9 protein-coding genes are annotated in these 12,811 nt (G+C 46.7%); 5 read left to right on the top strand and 4 right to left on the bottom strand.

Going from position 1 to position 12,811, the window contains the following annotated elements:
- Nucleotides 1-17: 17 nt before the first annotated feature.
- Nucleotides 18-1,991, bottom strand: a complete 1,974-nt coding sequence (locus ACXAH6_RS02005; protein WP_474874950.1) for a ligand-gated channel protein — start codon at nucleotides 1,989-1,991, stop codon at nucleotides 18-20.
- Between the two features lie 108 nt (nucleotides 1,992-2,099).
- On the opposite strand from ACXAH6_RS02005, the gene ACXAH6_RS02000 reads away from it, so the two are divergent.
- Entirely contained in the window at nucleotides 2,100-3,017 is a 918-nt protein-coding gene (locus ACXAH6_RS02000) for a LysR family transcriptional regulator (protein ID WP_474874949.1), read from the top strand.
- Between the two features lie 17 nt (nucleotides 3,018-3,034).
- Here the strand turns inward: ACXAH6_RS02000 and ACXAH6_RS01995 are convergent, their stop codons facing one another.
- From ACXAH6_RS01995 to ACXAH6_RS01985, 3 genes are all read right to left on the bottom strand, one after another.
- Nucleotides 3,035-3,607: a phosphoribosyltransferase gene (locus ACXAH6_RS01995; RefSeq protein ID WP_474874948.1), complete on the bottom strand. Its 573-nt coding sequence runs from the start codon at nucleotides 3,605-3,607 to the stop codon at nucleotides 3,035-3,037.
- A gap of 145 nt (nucleotides 3,608-3,752) precedes the next feature.
- Nucleotides 3,753-4,712, bottom strand: coding sequence for an alpha/beta hydrolase (locus ACXAH6_RS01990; protein WP_474874947.1), 960 nt, complete (start codon nucleotides 4,710-4,712; stop codon nucleotides 3,753-3,755).
- 25 nt (nucleotides 4,713-4,737) lie between these two features.
- Nucleotides 4,738-5,940: a lipoprotein-releasing ABC transporter permease subunit gene (locus ACXAH6_RS01985; protein WP_474874946.1), complete on the bottom strand. Its 1,203-nt coding sequence runs from the start codon at nucleotides 5,938-5,940 to the stop codon at nucleotides 4,738-4,740.
- A 150-nt stretch (nucleotides 5,941-6,090) separates the two neighbouring features.
- Here ACXAH6_RS01985 and ACXAH6_RS01980 point away from each other — a divergent pair, with 150 nt between their 5' ends.
- From ACXAH6_RS01980 to ACXAH6_RS01965, 4 genes are all read left to right on the top strand, one after another.
- Complete coding sequence (locus ACXAH6_RS01980; RefSeq protein ID WP_474874945.1) at nucleotides 6,091-6,687, top strand: PilZ domain-containing protein; 597 nt, start codon at nucleotides 6,091-6,093, stop codon at nucleotides 6,685-6,687.
- Nucleotides 6,688-6,753: 66 nt separating this feature from the next.
- Nucleotides 6,754-10,251 (top strand): transcription-repair coupling factor, encoded by a 3,498-nt coding sequence (mfd, locus tag ACXAH6_RS01975; RefSeq protein ID WP_474874944.1) that lies wholly within the window; start codon nucleotides 6,754-6,756, stop codon nucleotides 10,249-10,251.
- Nucleotides 10,248-11,612 (top strand): CsiV family protein, encoded by a 1,365-nt coding sequence (locus tag ACXAH6_RS01970; RefSeq protein ID WP_474874943.1) that lies wholly within the window; start codon nucleotides 10,248-10,250, stop codon nucleotides 11,610-11,612. The genes mfd and ACXAH6_RS01970 overlap by 4 nt, the downstream gene beginning before the upstream one ends.
- Nucleotides 11,613-12,231: 619 nt before the next feature.
- A complete protein-coding gene (locus ACXAH6_RS01965) occupies nucleotides 12,232-12,474 on the top strand; it encodes a hypothetical protein (RefSeq protein WP_474874942.1) in 243 nt (80 codons plus the stop codon).
- Nucleotides 12,475-12,811 lie beyond the last annotated feature (337 nt).

Below are 12,811 nucleotides of genomic sequence, written 5' to 3'. Positions count from 1 at the left end.
TACCGTTAAAGTTCAGCTTAAAAACCCCACGCCAGAGAAAGCCATAAACGGCGCCCATCTTCAACGTAACCATACTCATCCATCCCAATTTTCTTATCGAACAGATTGTAGATCCCCGCCCCCAATTTGATACTTTGTGAAAACTGATAGTTTGCACCCAAATCTGTGAGCGTATAAGACGGCGCGACTAAGCTATTCTGTGAAGGGCCAGTTGTCGGTTGGCTTTCTTCGCCGCGATAATGAATACGCAACCAACTACTTGCATTGTCAGACATAGCCCAGCGCAAAGACGTTTGCACTAGATGTTTGGGTAATTGGTTAAGTGGGCTACCTTTGTACTCACCTGTTTTTTGTTCAGAGTCGGTGTAAGTATAGTTGGCACTGTACTCAAGGTTTGTGCCGAGGTTGCCATTTACGGTAAATTCAAAGCCTTGAGTAACCGCTTCATCAACATTTACGTAGGTTGTAGGGGCTGAGCCAAAATCATTCGGGCCATCTGTACACAAGGTTTCAGGGCACTGAATACGCGTAATTTTATCTTTAAATTCGTTATAAAACACCGTGGCAGACAATGACAATTGCTTACCAAAATCTTGATAGACGCCGAGTTCATAGCTAGTAGAGTTTTCGGCTTCCAGATCTGGATTACCATAGATGTTTCCACCTCGACTGATCTGCCCCCACGACGGATTCATTTGGCGAAGGTTTGGCGCTCTAAAGCCGGTAGAAACCCCGCCTTTAACCACAGTGTTATTGCTCGCCTGCCACACGCCATAAAGACGTGGGCTCCAATTGCCGCCAAAATTTTTATCGTCGTCGTAACGCAGACCTGTCGTCACCGCAAAGTCATCAACAAGCTTCCATTCGCTTTCGGCAAACATCGACCATTGGTGACCGTCAACTAACGACAAATCACTGATTTGGTTACTGGTCAAATCTTCCAGTTCTTCCTCGAAATAAGACGCTCCTGAACTCACACTCACTTTGTCGTTGATAGGTATCGACCACATTGTTTGCGCGTCTAAATTTTTGACAAACATCTGGCGAGATTTATTGTCAAATTCATCGTGCTTTATGTAAGTTTGTGACGTAGCCCAACTCCAATAACCAGTGTGACTCAACGAGATATTGGTGCGGTCGTAGTCTGTAGAACTTGATGCCGGGCAACCTCGTCGACCACATGCTTCACCTTCAGCAAGCGGCGCAACCGTTTTACCTAGTGTCGACGCGGTTTCTTGTTGAGAGTGAGTGGCCTCTAATACAAACTCATGGGCGTCATTAGGGGTAAATGCCAGTTTCGCACTTACCTCTTTCGTGTCGCGATCGCGGAACCCATCAACAATATTGTCTTCTTCTCGCTTGGTATATTGGCCATACACCTGCAAACCCAATTTGTCAGGAATTAACGACCCTGCAGTAAAGAAATGCGTTTGATATTGGTTACCTGAATCGTCATTCTCTTGGATCGTGGCGTCCATTCGCACTTCGCCACGCCATGCATCGGGCGTTTTTCGGGTGATGATGTTTATCACGCCACCAATCGCGTCAGAACCATATAATGAAGACATTGGGCCTCGAATGACTTCAATGCGCTCTATTGCCGCAAGAGGTGGGATCCAAGACGCTTCCACACCTGGACCATCGCTATTGGGGCGCGTTTCACGTGAACTTTGGCGCTGTCCATCAACCAATATCAAAGTGTACTGACTGCCCATACCACGTAAACTGATGTCTTCTCTATCGCCACCACCAGTTACCACCACGCCGGGCACGTCTGTCATGGCATCAGTTAAGTCTCGATAAAACCGCTCGCTCAGCTCTTCTTTGCTGATCACACTGATCGAAGCGGGAGCTTCTTTAAGTAATTGCGCAGAGCCGGATGCGGTAACGACAATGGTTTCTAAATCTTGCTCTACTGGCGTCGCCAGCGCTGAAGAAGAAAAAGCAAGAATAAGGGAAGATGAAAGATAGCTAAGAGAGTTTAACTTCATTAAATATACGACTAATCAAGTGAGAATCATTGTCATTCAGGATAAAATTGACAAAACCTTTACACAAACAACTTTTTTTAATAGTTGTGATAAGCAAATCTAAACACAATGAACGTCAAACTTGTTAGAGCATTAAAAGTGTTCATTTGCGTGGCGGAGTCAGGGAATATGACCACCGCCGCTCGAAAGCTGCATATGACGGCATCAGCCATCAGTCAGCAAATTAAGAAGCTGGAACAAGAGATAAGCTTGCGCTTATTCCATCGCAATTCACGCCAGATGCTGCTGACAGAAGCAGGCGAAGTGTATTTTCGCCATAGCATCAAATTGCTAGAGGTTGCAGAATCGGGGCAAGAAGCATTGGAGCGCTTATCAGAAGATATCACTGGCGAGCTAAAAATTATTGCCCCAGAGGGCTTCGGTGGCGGATTACTCAGTCATTCGTTGAAACAGCTCTGCCAACAATTTCCAAAATTAACGATCTCAGTCATATTGGAAGACAGCGAAAATGAAGTACTCAGTGCAGATGCACATATCGTCATTCGTTTTAGCGCTTATGAGGACCACAACTTTACCTCTGTGCATCTAGCGACATGGCAACAAATACTGTGTGTCAGCAACACACATCCACTCGCTGATATGCCCCCAGAAAACCCAATGGCATTGTCCGAGCATGCCTTCATCGCCTACGATTTTGTGGTCCATCGCAAACTACAGCATCATTCAGAACAAGACGCATCATTACCCAGGCCGCAAATTACGGTGAGCTCTATGCAAGCGTTAATTCAACTAGTCAAAGACGGGGTGGGCTTTGGCGTACTGCCAAAAACAGAGGTACAGCCCTATTTGGAGCGAGGAGACTTAGTACACATATTGCCGCAATGGACATTGCCCCACTATCACGTATATGCGGTAACGCCAAAGAACTTGGCAACACAAACGAAAACCAAACAAGCCGTTCAGTATCTACAGTCTTATTTTGCAGACTTATCGTCATTGATTAAAAAGGGCAAATGCCCTTTTTAATCAAACAACTGTTTGTGCTATTTCTTGTGCTTGTCGAATAGCACGTCAACAACATCACCTAACTCAGGCTTGCCTTTACGCACTTCATCTTCGCTCAAACCAGCAATTTCATGAGGAAATACCAACCACTCATCACTTTGGTTAACAAAGTAATCCGGTGTCAATTCGGTTTTGTTGTTCTGTGGTTTATACCAAGGACACGCAATACGAATGTCTTTAGGCATGTTTAAACGCATTAACTTGCGAATTTGCTTGATTAAAGCTTCAACACTACGACCCGAATCAAATACGTCATCCACGATCAACAAGGCATCATCGGCGTTGGCGTTTTCTACCAAATAGTGTAAGCCATGTACGCGAATTTCTTTTGATTGCTGGTTAATGCCGTAATACGACGAAGTACGCACTGCAATGTGATCTGTCGGTGTATTCTTAAATTCGAAAAATTCTTGCACTGCAATGCCAATGGGCGCACCACCCCGCCAAATACCCACAATAAACTGTGGGCGAAACCCATCTTCATAAACCTGAGCTGCTAGACGGAATGAATCCCGTAACAAGGAGTCTGACGAGATATAGAATTTTTCCATGATGCCTACTACCAACGCGTTAAATAAAAGACCGGAAGTATAGGTAATTTCGCCACATTTTGCACTGATAAACATCAAATAAATCAGTTTTTAACCCATAAAAAATGCAAAAACCTGACTTAATGGTCAATATACGAACACAAGGTTAAAATTCACCAATAGCCAAACTTAATCCCATTGGGAACAGCGCACCGTGATTGCTATTTTTTATACCGATATACTGCCCTTTGATATGAGCTTGTTGATCAAAAAATTGCAGTAATTTTGCATGGGCATCGGGCGAGAGACGCGCAGCTAATACGGGAGGAGCAACCGGCCCTTTTTCAGGTAAAGGTGGCAACGTACGCATTTTCTTGTTGCGGTCAGATTCGGCGTGAACCAAATACAATTGCGTGTTTGACAAGTCTGGGCCAAATTGTGTCGCTTCCCATTGTGCCAACATATCGCCATCTCCCCACCAAATGGCTGGGTCTATGGCGAAAAAGTGACTAAACGACTCAGGATGGTGCAGTAAGGTGTACAGCACCTGCACACCGCCGAATGAATGCCCCCACAAACCCACGTGATTTTTATCAATGCGAACTTGCGTTGCCACCCAAGGCACGAGTTGCTCGGTTAGCCAACTGGAAAAGCCAGCTGCGCCCCCGCCGAGCCATTGATGAAATTGCCCTTCACCTTGACTGTTAAGCGGCGTGTAATCATATGTGCGCGCTTTAAAATCAAAACGCGTATCCACGTTGTAACCCACAAATACCATAACCGGTAACACCTGCTTATCGCGCAAATCAGCGATTTTTACATCCATTAACGCCGCGTTGCCGTCCAAAAAGTACAACACCGGATACCCACTTTCTGGGGCGCGTCGTTTAGGAATAGCCAGAGTCACACGAATATTGGCAATATTGTTAAGGCTAGGTGGTGCCTCAGTTTGTCGAGAAAAAACATGCTCAATAAATTGATATTCAGCCTGCCCTTGCTCTAACAATGAGCGAGAAGCATCAAACCGATTATCAGGCGCAGCTTCACTGGTTAACGAAAACAAAAAAAGTGTGGCGAATAGGCCAAGTTTCGACATAAAAACAGCGGTAAATTTATCAATGGTCATGTAAATACACTTAACGTATGAGTTATCAATCGTTTTGCAACGCTCTAGCGGGTTGCACATGCAGCGCACGCCTAGCTGGATACAAACTCGCCACAAAACACAGCAAAAGGGCGAACAAAGTTACAGCAACCACCTGATGCCATTGCACATTGACCGGTAAACCTCGGCCATCCGCCGACAATGCTAGGTGAATACCCAATAAATCCAGCACGTTATTGAGCTGCCATACTGCAAGCAAGCCAAGTACTAGCCCGTACACCGCCCCTTTGAGACCGTTAAACATGCCGTTAAAAATAAACACGGCCATAATCGCCCGTTCCGACATACCTTGGGTTTGCAGAATGGCAATATCGCCTTGTTTTTCGGTAACCACCATCACCAAGGCTGACACTATGTTAAACGCCGCCACAGCAATAATGAGTAGCAGCATTAGAAACATCATGTTCTTTTCCATTTTCACAGCATCAAATAAGGGACCTTGACGGGAGCGCCAGTTTTCCGATTCGATGTTCTCGGCTGACAAGGCATTAACCACTTGCTGATAATTAAACGCGTCATGCAAAAATAAGCGGGTATCTGGAGTAGAGGAAGCGCGCATACGCAATAGGCGAGTCATATCGCCTAGCGCCATATACACCACTTTGTCGTCGAGCTGAGAACCCACACTAAATGTGCCAGCCACAACCACTAAACGCTGGCTAGGCATTCGCCCTAATGGCGTGTAAACACTGGCTCCAGCGGCAATCAAACGCATGGTATCACCTACTTTCACTTTGAGCTCTAATGCCAAAGCGCGGCCGATAATAACGTTGAAATCACCTTCTCTTAGCAAACTAAAACTGCCAGCAACTATGTTGTCAGCCACAATGCTGTGTTGTTTCATTGCTTGAGGATCAACGCCTTGCATTAACACACCGCGCAGTGCTTCACGAGATTGCACAACACCCTCAGCTTCGCGATAAGGCATCACGGCTTTCACTTCAGGTATTTCCAGCGCGCTAATCGTTTCAGGTTGCACATGTTTGGCAACCACTTGAGGGACAATTCCGAGAATGCGCTGTTTAAGTTGCCCTTCAAAGCCATTCATCACCGACAACACAATAATCAGTGCCATCAGCCCCAAGGCAATACCAGCAACAGAAAACCCATTAATAAAAGAAATAAAACTATTGTGTTTGCCAGCAGTGGCGTAACGCCAGGCGACAAAAGCGGAAAGAGGCTGCAACATAGTAACCTTGGAAAACGGTTAATCAATCAATTGAGGTTTAGCGAAACTCTGCTCATTTTAAGGTTTTGTCAATCAGCAGAATAGCTTATGCTTGGGTGCATCATACGTGTAAGCTACAATAGGCTCAAGTACAAGGTTTTTGGAGTACCAGTGGACACGCTCACATTGACACAAAAACAAGCGCAGTTTGAAGAATTCTTCATGATTGCGCACAAACTCAAGGTCAACATTCGCCCAATTGATGCGGCGACTGAACTTCCTTTGGAAGAAGAGTTCGAAGAAGCCATGCCCTATGCCTTTCGCATTGCGGGAGAAATGGCCAGCATCGAGGCAAAAGCCTTGCGTCCACTGCGGCATTTAAGTGATCATGCCGAAGAATTGGCTGCGTACTTAAATCATCAGGCCAAAAAAATCGATTTGATGATGTCGTATATTCTGCACAGTGAAGACAATGCCGCCCTGCGCTATCTCACTGTAAAATTCGGCGGTGGCGGGATTATTGTCGACAGTGACCAAGCGTTAACCGTGGGCGACCATGCTGAAGTAAAATTATTCTTGAATGAAGAAGCAGCAGCCGTCTATTGCTTTGGCGAAGTTATCGCTTGCCAGCAGGAACAAGGCCGCTACCATATAGCCTTTATTTTTACGCGAATTCGAGAGCAGGATCAGGAACTGTTAGTCAGAGCCAGCCTGCATCAGCAAACCTTGCAGTTGCGAAAACGCAAGCAAGAACAACAGGGCGGTTAATCCAAATGCGAAGTGATACGTATCACTTCGCCATTGCCCCTCTGCGAAAACCAGTATTCAGGTATCATGACAGCAACGTTATTTTCTCTACCTCTGCCAAAAGCGAAATCGTCTAAACCCGTGCAAGACCACCTACATTGGGGTGAACTGAACGGCAGTAGTCAGGCACTTAGTATTGCCCAAGCCAGCCGACAACACAGCGGGCCAGTGGTGCTGATAACAGCTGACACACCGTCAGCGTTAAAGCTAGAAAAAGAAATCAGTTATTTTTTAAGTGGCGACAACACGCCCATCACACTATTCCCAGATTGGGAAACCCTGCCCTATGACAGCTTTTCGCCTCATCAAGACATTGTTTCCCAGCGCTTGGAAACTCTGTACCGATTAACAGGGCAAGACAATGGCATCTTTATCGTGCCAGTGAATACGCTGATGCAGCGCCTTGCCCCAGTAGACTATATAGGTCAGCGATTATTAATGCTCAAAACCGGGCAAAAGCTCGATCTTGAGAATTTTCGTCGTCAACTAGAACAAGCCGGTTATTTACACGTAAGCCAGGTAATGAGCCACAGTGAATTTTCTGTGCGTGGTGCCATTATCGATTTGTACCCTATGGGCAGCAAACACCCGTTTCGTATCGACTTATTCGACGACGAAATCGATACCATACGGCTATTCGATCCTGACACCCAGCGCTCAACCGATAAAGTCAGTGAAATAAAACTGTTACCCGCGCGAGAGTTCCCCACCGACAAAGACGCCATCAGCTTGTTCCGCGAACAGTTTATGTCGCGATTTGACGCTAGCAACAAGCAAGAGTCGGTGTTTGCTCAAGTCACCAAAGGCACAATGCCAAGTGGTGTTGAGTATTATTTGCCGTTGTTTTTTAAGCAAACGGCTACGCTATTCGATTACCTAAACGACAGCGCATTACTATTAATGCACGGCGATTTACACGACGCGTGCGAATTTTACTGGGCAGATATTTCTGAGCGCTATGAGCAATATCGTTACAACCCATTGCGCCCATTACTCGCCCCAGATGAACTGTTTTTGCCATTTAACCAATTGTTCGAGCAACTTAAACAATGGCCACGGGTAACCATTGCGCCACAAGCGTTGGAAGAGAAAGCAGGTAAGCATAATTTTGGTTGCAGCAAACTAGAAGATATTGCCTTCAACCCGCAGAAAAAACAGCCCGCTGAACGTTTACTGGCTACGTTAAAACACGCTGAAAAACGCGGCGCCAAAACCCTGTTCTGCGCCGAGTCTCAAGGACGTCGAGAAAACCTACTCGGGCTATTAAACAAAGCGAAAATCAAGCCTGTTCAATTTGCCACCCTAGACGACTTCCTAGCCAGCCATGAAACCGTGGGGATCACGGTGGGTATGGTCGAACACAGTTTTAGCTGGAAGAACCCAGACGGCGAGTTACTTTTCATCACTGAAACCGAGTTACTCGGCCATAAAATCAGTCAGCGACGTTTACGAGAAAAACGCGCTGCTACCGATGAAAACGCCATTATTCGCAACCTTGCTGAACTCACCGTAGGCCAGCCAGTGGTGCATATCGACCACGGTGTCGGCCGCTACATTGGCTTGCAAACCCTTGATGCCGGTGGCGTGGCGACAGAATACGTGTGCATTGAATACGCCAAAGCGGCTAAGCTCTATGTACCTGTAGCCTCGTTGCATCTTATTTCTCGCTACACAGGTGGCGATACCGACCATGCGCCGCTCAATACCTTAGGCACCGATGCATGGGCCAAAGCACGGAAAAAAGCCGCAGAGAAAGTACGTGATGTAGCCGCAGAACTACTGGATGTGTATGCCAAGCGCGCCGCCAAACCCGGGTTCGCGTACCCAATTAATTGGGACGATTATCAAGCCTTTGGCGACAGTTTCCCGTTTGAAGAAACCGCAGACCAGCTACAAGCCATCAATGCAGTTATTCAAGACATGGGTAGCCCCAATGCTATGGATCGACTCGTGTGCGGTGACGTGGGCTTTGGTAAAACCGAAGTTGCTATGCGTGCCGCCTTCCTTGCGGCCAACCAAGGCAAGCAGGTCGCTATTTTGGTGCCCACCACCCTATTGGCACAACAGCACTACGAAAACTTTAAAGACCGCTTTGCCAACTGGCCCTTTGAAATCGCCGTAATGTCGCGATTTGTTAGTGGTAAAGCACAGAAGTCGGTCATTGAGGGGATTGAAAACGGCAAGGTCGATATTATTGTCGGTACCCACAAATTGCTCCAAGACGATGTGAAGTTTGCCGATTTAGGCTTAGTGATCATCGACGAAGAACACCGCTTCGGTGTGCGTCAAAAAGAGAAATTCAAATCACTGCGCGCTGATGTCGATATACTCACACTGACCGCAACCCCTATTCCGCGTACACTTAACATGGCGCTATCTGGCATGCGTGATTTATCGATCATCGCCACCGCACCAGCCCGTCGATTATCGATTAAAACCTTTGTGCAGCAACGTGATAAAGCCGTGATCCGTGAAGCCATCATGCGTGAGATATTACGCGGTGGCCAAGTGTACTTCCTCCATAACGAAGTAGATTCCATCGCCAAGACCGCAGAAGAAATCGCCGAAATTGTGCCAGAAGCCCGTATTGCGGTGGGCCACGGCCAAATGCGAGAGCGTGAACTTGAAGCGGTAATGAGTGACTTCTACCACCAGCGCTACAACGTGTTGGTGTGTACCACCATTATTGAAACAGGTATCGACGTACCCAGCGCGAATACGATCATTATGGATAGAGCTGACCATCTCGGCTTGGCACAATTACACCAGTTGCGCGGTCGTGTGGGTCGCTCTCACCACCAAGCTTATGCCTATTTACTCACGCCACATCCTAAACGCATGACCAAAGACGCCGCCAAGCGCCTAGACGCCATCGCTAACCTTGAAGATCTTGGAGCAGGCTTTGCCCTCGCCACCCACGATTTAGAAATTCGCGGTGCGGGTGAGCTACTCGGTGAAGACCAGTCTGGTCAAATCGCCTCTGTAGGTTTTAGTTTGTACATGGATATGCTTGAACAAGCCGTTGAAGCGCTCAAAGCAGGTAAGGAGCCGTCGCTCAACGACGCCCTTGCTAATCATACCGAAATGGAATTGCGCATCCCTGCACTCCTGCCGGAAGATTATATCCCTGACGTCAACACGCGCTTGTCGCTTTACAAACAACTGGCAAGCTGCAAGTCCAAAGCCGATATTGATGATTTCCAAATAGAGATTATTGATCGCTTCGGCCTGTTGCCAGAGCCAGCGAAAAACTTAGTGCAAGTGTCTGAATTAAAACTAAGAGCACAAGCTTTAGGCATCACAAAGCTGGACTTATCCGCTCAAGGTGGCACGATAGAGTTTTCACAAGACACGCCCGTTGATCCAGGCTATATCATTCGCTTGGTGCAAACGCGCTCAAAAGAATTTAAATTTGAAGGCAGCCAAAAGTTACGTCTCGTGAAGAAAACAGAAACCGCACGGGAACGTTTGAAAATGGTCGATGCCTTATTGACCGAATTATCCAGGGAGACCCGAGGAAAATGATGTCCACAGTCCGGCGAGCAGTCCGGTACTCTGCCCTAACACTTGGTTTATTGTGCGCGAGTCACGCACAGGCTGCTGAAGACTGGTGGTTTGATATTGAAGTCATCCTGTTTGACCGTAATGTCTCTCTTACTGAGCTTCAAGAGCAATTCCCGGAACAAGAAATTTTATCGGCCCCCGAGACCGACTGGGATTTGCTCAGTGGTCTTCTCTACCCAGATATTCGTTATATCTATCAAAGCTTGCCTGTGTGCGGACAAGAAGCAGGTGCGTTTTATTTACCGCCGATGACACTGGATGAAGTGATAGAAGCGCACCGTGCATGGCAAGCCGCTCAGCCCGTTAGCGTGAGTGTTGAAGATAGCACTGCATTGTCGGGTCCGGAAAGCTACGGCGAATTAGTAAGTGATGGTAATACTGAAGATTCATTTGCAGAAGAGCCCTACATCGTAATTGATGAACCAGCGCAAGCCGATAGTGCCATTGATGTCGAACCGGTTTTCCCCTATTGGACTGAACAAGAAATTGCTGCAGCATGGTTAACCGCCATTAATTGGCAACAAGCCCTGACGCCAATAAAAGTGCCTCGTAAAGTAGAAACATGCAGAACAGAAAAGCCTTGGTTCGACTACCAAAACGGCCAACTGATAGCCAATTACCCTGACTATCGCCAACCGATGGCGTCAGAAGTACCGTTATTTCCCCAAGGCGTTGATTGGCCAAGAAGTAGCACCCCACATATTCTTTCTCAATCAGCCAATAACTTAACCAAATTGTCAGGTAATTTGCGCTGGCGTAAAGGCATTAATCGACTGCTGCATATGAGTTGGCGACAACCGGTTAAATTTGGGGAAAATCGCGCTGAAAAACTTCGCTTATTCGCAGGTAAAAACTATGCTGATGCCTTTACTCTTACAGGCGAAGCGGTTTTACCAGACTATAATACACAGCAACCAAGTACAACGTTAGACGCGAGCGACGATTTCTTTACCAAACTCAACCAAGCTCTTGTTGACCCTAAAGCCGTCAGTTTTGCGTCGATGATTGCGCCTGTACAAGAAAAAGCCTCACCGCTGATACCGGCTGCTGACGATAAAACGCCGATTTGGCAAATCGACGGTTTTGTTCAAATTTACCTCAAATACATCAATCGCACGCCCTATTTGCATGTGAACAGTGAGTTACAATACCGTCAGCCTGTACCTGTTGAGGGCAGTGATGCAACAAAGCCAACATACCGTTTGGCGTCTGTGCCTTTCAAACAGGTTCGTCGCGTGATCAGCAAACAAGTGCATTATTTCGACCACCCACTTTTCGGCATGGTGGTCGAAATCAATCGCTACCACCGCCCTGCTGAATAAGTGTTATGTCCAAGGCGGATGTGTCCGATGAATACCTTAGGAGTTAACTTCTCCTTGAAAGTGCAAAGCTGGACACTCCGAAGATTTAAGAGAGCGACAAGCGGTGGCAGTGTGCCTCAGAAACCGTTTGCACAGGTGTGGCAACCCGAGCGCCCATGGATGGGTTCACAGCGCGTTTCTGAGCCGAACTTGTTCACTGCCAAGCGAACTACGCAGAAACAGAGGTGGATGTCTCCACTCAATACGTAGCGATTACCGTGTTGTATTCGAGCCAGATTCTCTTTTCATTAAAAGTACAAAAGCTTAAGTCCACAAAGAATTCAGAGAGCGCCAAGCGGTGACTGTGTGCATCAGAAACCGTTTGCCACAGGGATGTGGCAACCCGAGCGCCCAGGGACTGGGTTTACAGCGCGTTTCTGAGGCACACTGTTACCGCCAAGCGAACGGACTACGAAGAAATACAGCTTGAGTAACTAAAGAACGAGCGAACGGATACCGAAGAAAGCAAGAAAGATACAAAAATTCCGCCTCGAAGATCAGTTATCTCAACTAATTCTAAACGGTAAAGTTCTTTTCGGCATGTGCCAATTGAATACATTATTCGAAAAGGATTATTAAAATGAAAGAATTAAATTCTGAAGAACTTAACTTCATTGCAGGCGGCGACGTCGATTGGGGTCAAGCGGCTGCAGCTGCAGGGATTGTTGCATTAGGCGTAGCTGTTGTCGCCACTGGAGGTCTAGCCTCAATTCCAATTGGATTAGCAGGAGCTGCGACATTTGGCGAATTAGCTATCGCTGGCTTTGGACTGACAACATCACTTGTCGGCGGCTGGGGTATGGGAGATGCATTGAGCAAGTAACATCTGTGTAATGACACTAATCTAAATAACATTTAGATTAGTGTTTTTTCAATATCAACGTTGAATTTCAAATGCGAAGGAGCGATTAATTTGAAACGAGTTCAAGTAAACAACCTATTAGCACTATTTTTCATATTCATTTCATTAGCATTATTCGCTTTGTCAGTGCGAGCAGGATTCGATGGCGAGTTATACCCATCCCTCACACTTTTAGGACTATCGCTCATCGTCGCTATCGTTGCAAAACAACGAATCCCAGCCCTTAAACTCAATCACTTGAAATATCAAAAAAACCTACAAATATTAGCCTTCCTTGTAATCGGCCTCGCCATTGTGG

Source organism: Alteromonas sp. ABE4_545 (assembly GCF_056161325.1).
This window is presented reverse-complemented; position numbering and strand designations above follow the sequence as displayed.

Coding starts and splice junctions, on each gene's coding strand:
- ACXAH6_RS02005 (WP_474874950.1), bottom strand. CDS start 1,991: ATGAAGTTAAACTCTCTTAGCTATCTTTCATCTTCCCTTATTCTTGCT.
- ACXAH6_RS02000 (WP_474874949.1), top strand. CDS start 2,100: ATGAACGTCAAACTTGTTAGAGCATTAAAAGTGTTCATTTGCGTGGCG.
- ACXAH6_RS01995 (WP_474874948.1), bottom strand. CDS start 3,607: ATGGAAAAATTCTATATCTCGTCAGACTCCTTGTTACGGGATTCATTC.
- ACXAH6_RS01990 (WP_474874947.1), bottom strand. CDS start 4,712: ATGACCATTGATAAATTTACCGCTGTTTTTATGTCGAAACTTGGCCTA.
- ACXAH6_RS01985 (WP_474874946.1), bottom strand. CDS start 5,940: ATGTTGCAGCCTCTTTCCGCTTTTGTCGCCTGGCGTTACGCCACTGCT.
- mfd (WP_474874944.1), top strand. CDS start 6,754: ATGACAGCAACGTTATTTTCTCTACCTCTGCCAAAAGCGAAATCGTCT.
- ACXAH6_RS01970 (WP_474874943.1), top strand. CDS start 10,248: ATGATGTCCACAGTCCGGCGAGCAGTCCGGTACTCTGCCCTAACACTT.
- ACXAH6_RS01965 (WP_474874942.1), top strand. CDS start 12,232: ATGAAAGAATTAAATTCTGAAGAACTTAACTTCATTGCAGGCGGCGAC.